Source organism: Mesorhizobium sp. M1169, from assembly GCF_040318345.1.
GTDB lineage: Bacteria > Pseudomonadota > Alphaproteobacteria > Rhizobiales > Rhizobiaceae > Mesorhizobium.
Genome location: NZ_JAMYME010000093.1, coordinates 1 through 4,600, shown reverse-complemented (window position 1 = coordinate 4,600; position 4,600 = coordinate 1). Strand labels below are relative to the sequence as shown.

4 protein-coding genes and 2 pseudogenes are annotated in these 4,600 nt (G+C 59.0%); 1 reads left to right on the top strand and 5 read right to left on the bottom strand.

Going from position 1 to position 4,600, the window contains the following annotated elements:
• Positions 1-77: 77 nt before the first annotated feature.
• The 5 genes and pseudogenes from NKH41_RS33790 to NKH41_RS33775 form a co-directional block, all read right to left on the bottom strand.
• Positions 78-1,092, bottom strand: a pseudogene (locus NKH41_RS33790) (IS3 family transposase); the annotation flags it as partial.
• A gap of 189 nt (positions 1,093-1,281) precedes the next feature.
• Positions 1,282-2,301 (bottom strand): IS110 family RNA-guided transposase, encoded by a 1,020-nt coding sequence (locus tag NKH41_RS33785; RefSeq protein ID WP_352792120.1) that lies wholly within the window; start codon positions 2,299-2,301, stop codon positions 1,282-1,284.
• A gap of 184 nt (positions 2,302-2,485) precedes the next feature.
• Positions 2,486-2,662, bottom strand: a complete 177-nt coding sequence (locus NKH41_RS34350) for a phosphoribosyltransferase-like protein (protein WP_502906095.1) — start codon at positions 2,660-2,662, stop codon at positions 2,486-2,488.
• 23 nt (positions 2,663-2,685) lie between these two features.
• Positions 2,686-3,066: a phosphoribosyltransferase-like protein gene (locus NKH41_RS33780; RefSeq protein WP_352935937.1), complete on the bottom strand. Its 381-nt coding sequence runs from the start codon at positions 3,064-3,066 to the stop codon at positions 2,686-2,688.
• A 167-nt stretch (positions 3,067-3,233) separates the two neighbouring features.
• On the bottom strand, positions 3,234-3,458 hold the full coding sequence (locus NKH41_RS33775; protein ID WP_352935934.1) for a hypothetical protein: 225 nt from the start codon (positions 3,456-3,458) through the stop codon (positions 3,234-3,236).
• Positions 3,459-4,403: 945 nt separating this feature from the next.
• Between NKH41_RS33775 and NKH41_RS33770 the strand changes: the two are divergent.
• Positions 4,404-4,600 (top strand): annotated as a pseudogene (locus tag NKH41_RS33770) (transposase); the annotation flags it as partial.

Genomic DNA, 4,600 nt, shown 5'->3' with positions numbered 1-4,600 from the left:
TACCCCACGGGATCGCATCCAGATCAGCAAAACCTATTCACTTCAACGACATAGACAGATGGGTGTTATGAAACAGGATTGTAGTGGTCTGCCCATTCGGCGATGGTTGTTCGGGCATGGTCGAGGCCGAGGAACAGGGTGTCGTTCAGCAACTCGTCCCGCATCCGCCCGTTGAAGCTTTCGCAGAAGCCGTTCTGCATCGGCTTGCCCGGCGCGATGAAGTGCCATTCCACCTGATGATCCTTCGACCAGGCGAGGATCGCGTTCGAGGTGAACTCGGTGCCGTGGTCAGAGACGATCATGCCCGGCTCGCCGCGCCGGGCGATCAGTTCCGTCAGTTCACGCGCCACCCGGCGGCCGGAGATCGAGGTGTCCGGGATCGCAGCCAAACATTCGCGCGTCACGTCGTCGACGATGTTGAGGACGCGGAAGCGCCGGCCGCAGCCGAACTGGTCATGGACGAAATCCAGCGACCAGCGCGCGTTCGGCTTCGCTTGGACCAAGATCGGTGCCCGCGTCCCTACCGCTCGGCGCCTGGAGCGTCGCTGCGCACGGCCAGTCCTTCTTCGCGGTATAGCCGGTAGATGCGGTTGATACCCGATGCCTCGCCTTCGCGCCTGAGCAGAATGAACAGCCGCCGATAGCCGAAGCGCCGGCGCTCGTTGGCCAGGTCGCGTAGCCGGCCGCGCAGTGCCGCCTCTGGCGCTCGGCGAGACTGGTAGCGGATCATCTTGCGATCAGCGCCCACAAAGGAACAGGCCCGCCGCTCCGACAAGCCCATCGTGGCCTGCAGATGCGCGACGGCTTCGCGCTTGGCGGCGGGCCCTACCATTTTTTTGAAAGAAGCTCGCGCAGTGCCGACGCTTCCAGCATCTGGTCGGCGAGCAGCTTCTTCAGCTTCGCGTTCTCGTCTTCTAAGGCTTTCAGCCGTTTGGCATCGGAGACGTCCATCCCGCCATACTTCGCCTTCCAGTTATACAGCGTCGCCTCGGAGATCCCATGCTGGCGCGCCAGGTCGCCCGCCTTCGCCCCCGCCTCATGCTCACGCAGAACCGCGATGATCTGCTTCTGTATTCGGTTTCCTCCAGTCAAGGCGTGACGTTCGATGCAGGTTCTTTGCTTCTGTTCGCGGTCGGCACGCAGCCGCCGGCATGATGGTGTCCGTGGGTCCGATCGGTTCAAAGCTCTTCGGCGTGCTCGGGAAGCGGCAACGACAGATCATGCGAACTCGTCCGGACCGCGCCCTGCATCGAGCGCTCGCTATTCCGTGGACAGCTCAGCCTAAGCTGCCGACCAACGGAAATCCTGTTCGTCAACCCACATGCGGTGAAGGGTGACTGCCATTCGTCTGGCCAGGGCGACCTTCGCACGTCGGGCACCCTGTCGATTGGCAATCTTCATTGCCCAAGCCTTCATGCTCGACCATCGGGTCGTCGGGCGCAGGATGACGTTTGCCGCCTCGAACAAGGCCGTTCGCGTCTCACTGTCACCCACTTTGGTGATGCGACCGACCCTGTCGACTTCTCCAGACTGGTATCTTCGCGGTGTGAGGCCGAGATACGCACCGACCGATCTGGATCGGCGGAAGCGCTTGGGATCATCGATCGTTGCCCTGTAGGTGAGCGCGGTGACGGGTCCTATGCCAGGCATGGTCATGAGGCGACGGCAGATGGGATCGACTCGAACCGCTCTCAGGACGAGCCGGTGCAGATCCGCCAGGTTCTCGCGCAGACACCTGTGCATCTGCAAGAGCGGTTCAAAGATACCCAGCAACAGCCGATCCGCTCCGACCAGCTGTCGAACCCTTGCCTCGAAACGAACGCGCGTGACGGCGCCAATCTTTAGCCCCAGGGGACGCAACAAGCCTCGGATGACCTGCTCGTTGGCAGTGACCGCCCTGACCGTAGCCTTGCGCGCGGCGGTGAGCGTGCGCAGCCTCTGGCCGGCAGCGGACTTCAGATGAACTGCCTTGAACCAACCTGTGCGCACAATCTGTGCAATTCCCTGCGCGTCATTCCGGTCCGTCTTCACCGTCATCGCGCCCAGAGCCGCTTTGACATGTCGACTCTCGAGACACACGACAGGGAAGCCCTCGTCGACCAGGTGTCCGCCGATCCACTCCGATGTCGCACCGGCTTCCAAGCCAACGCGAACGAGATCGTCCCGCCATCGCTGAAGTGCAGCCGTCACAGCATCCGGGTCACCGAGCACCTTTCCCTGCCACAGCATCTCGCCGGTCTCGGCGATAACGCAAATAGCTACAGCGTCGAGTGAAGTATCCAGTCCTGCATAAACGCTCATGCCGATCTCCTTTGCCAGGTCGGCTCTGAGCATCAGACAAACGCCATGATCCGAAAAGGGGCCAGGCGTTCAGCGAGCTGAACCGAATACTCCATCTCTTCCGTAAACCGCTTTCTCTTCATCAGTCCGTCCTTCAATCGAGGCCGGACTCTGATCTCAGATGGAGGAAATTACCCGTGGCAGGTCACGTTTTCCTCGGGAACAAAGGATACCGTGGATTGCCCGCCCATAACACGAAAGGGGCGTTGTTAGGGCAATTGCGATGGGTAACTATCATTGAGCCGAATCCGTCGTTCCCATCATGCTGTTTCCGAGGGGTCGCATATAGACGTTTAGGTAGGGCACATGGCGCGCACTCCAACGCCGGACACCAGAAATTGCTGTTCAAGCAGCGCCCGGCCGTTTTCGGAGGAGAAGAATCCCAAACCTCCAATTTGACCGGGCGTTCAGTTCCAGATTTAGGCCCTGCACATAGGCCGCCGTCGCGGGATCGGCAGGAGTCATTGTAGGTCGCAGCACGTCGGAACTGGTCATATAGGCCTTCCGATCCTCGATCTGGAATACGCGCCACCATGTCACGTTGATATTTTTGCCTGCCTCCTTAGCCGCTTCAGCAATGTCCTTTCCTGTTCGCCACTCGCCAAGTTGATGATTTGCATTGGTCACAATGGCGAGCTTGGCTTGCTGGGGAGCGGCCTCCTTGATCCATTTGACGACATCATGCCTAATCCGCCCCCCAGAGAACAAGACATCATCGATATACAAAAGGTATCTGGCGCGTTACCGCCGCAGTCGGCAATCTTCAAGCCGAAGGTATTCTGTGGCGCCTTGTCGAATATCGACAACATATTCCTTTGGCTATTTCCCGCCGTTTGAAGCTGCAATACCTTAACATTTTCCAGAATTCGTTGGCAATCGCCGCCGGTAATTTCTTAACTGACTGCGGTCTCAGAGAGGAAATCAGCGAAAGTCTTGCGGGTGAAATAGGTTTTGCTAAACACATGTCCAAGCTCTGCAAGGATTGGCTCCTGGGACGCTCCGGGAAATTGACGAACCCATTTATCTAAATGGGCGGTTCCCATCGATGCAATCTCGCCCTCGCGACAGTCCGCAATCTGTTCGACTACTCTCTCAAGCAATTCTTTGCGCGTCGTCACCCCAACCTCCCTCGCACCGGATCAGTTTCCCCATCTGCGACTCACAGCGCAGTTGCATACAATAGGCGGATCCGACCATCGGTCGCGCGGACGGCTTTGGTCAAATGTGATGTTTATATCGGCGTCATCTGGCTTTTAGATGAAAGCGCGCCTTTTCGATCGGTCGGCGACGAGCACAGTTGCGCCCAGACGAGACGGCGATTGTGTATCCGTCTCGGCGTAGTCGCGCTCATTTTCAAACGCCGATGTTGCGTGCGATGCTGTCGGCCGCCTGCGCTTACGCCACTCGAGAGGCCTGGAATGGTGAACGGAGTTTCCGTCGACATCGACAGGTCCTGCACCTCAAATTCATAGATCGTATCTATGCCCGGGTCTCCAAAGGCAACCAGCCGCCGCCTTGATCGCCGCAACGTCAAACAGGCCGCGGGCAGCGGAAGTTTCAGGAATTGTGGGCGCCTGGGGTCCGCAGGTCCCGATTTGAGGCAGGTCCAAAATTTTAATGCACGTACACTCCAAGGCGGTTTTCCGAACAGCCATGGCTGGTGCGGCTGCAGAACTTGAGTTTCTTATCTTTGCCTATCCCCTTATCATCACCACTTCCAGCAAACCCCGGCTGATCTCCAACTGTCGATCTCGTGGGGCCACTCAGTATCTGCAAAACCGGTATTAGAGAGTCGATCCCGTAATCATGCGTCTTGCAGTTGTTACAGCACCGGTGTCTTCATCATCAGGATCGCCATTCGACTTGGCGGCGCTGCCCTGCCGTGCAGCGGTCCTGCTGGCGGGCGACGACCACTAGCCTAGCCCGTCTCATGTATGACAGTTTGTTGGAGAGGCTGGCGGATGTAGCTTAAGCGGTTGATTTTGGCGTAGGATTCGGTTGCTTGGGCCAACCCTTCACCAGATCTCGCGAGCCACACCCGCCATGACGATACGTCCCCGCCGTTGTGTTTTCCAGCCGTCGGACGCAAGAAGATCACAGCTGCGTTTGATGGCGGACGCATCACATCGGATGGCGGCGTCATGCTTCTGGCCGGCGCCGAGCGGCGTTTGCGACTGGCCGACCGGCTTGCGGCTGCGATCCACGTCCGCGTCACCCGCAGCGGGTGAGGCACGCCATGGCCGACATCCTGCGCGCCCGC

Coding starts and splice junctions, on each gene's coding strand:
- NKH41_RS33785 (WP_352792120.1), bottom strand. CDS start 2,301: ATGAGCGTTTATGCAGGACTGGATACTTCACTCGACGCTGTAGCTATT.